General features: G+C 46.7%; 1 protein-coding gene. It reads right to left on the reverse strand.

Annotation, left to right across the window (positions count from 1 at the left end):
- A partial coding sequence (locus tag R7Z50_RS31130; protein WP_318150231.1) for a LysE family translocator occupies nucleotides 1-516 on the reverse strand: 516 nt, incomplete at both ends.

Below are 516 nucleotides of genomic sequence, written 5' to 3' on the forward strand. Positions count from 1 at the left end.
CATCCACAAAGCGAGGATCACAAACACCAACCCCATAAGTTTGTGCTGGTAAGTGCGGAACTTCTCATTCTCCAGCAACCCTTTCCCTAATGTACCAGCCAACGCTACCAATAACAGGTTGAACAAAAGGCCAAGAACGTTCAACAACAAACCAAGCGCCAGCATCTGCTCGCCGGATGAAGCGGTAATATTGCTCGAAACGAACTGAGGCAAAAACATCACAAAAAAGACCAAGGCTTTAGGGTTGAGCAAATTGCTCATTAATGCACGTTGATAGTAGGTCGATGCCATCTTATTTTTTTGATCAAGCTCTGGAGCAGATGAAGCTTCTGCTCTCAAGCAATCCCAACCCATTTTAAGTAGGTACGCACCACCTAAAAGGTGAAGTACTTTGAGTGCCACAGGGCTCATCGCAATCAGGGTTGAAACCCCCATCGCAGCAAGTAAAGTAAGGATAAGGCCAGACGTCGCGTTCCCCAGACTGGCAAATAAGCCAACCTTTTTGCCGTAGCTCAT

The organism is Vibrio sp. 1249-1 (assembly GCF_033340495.1).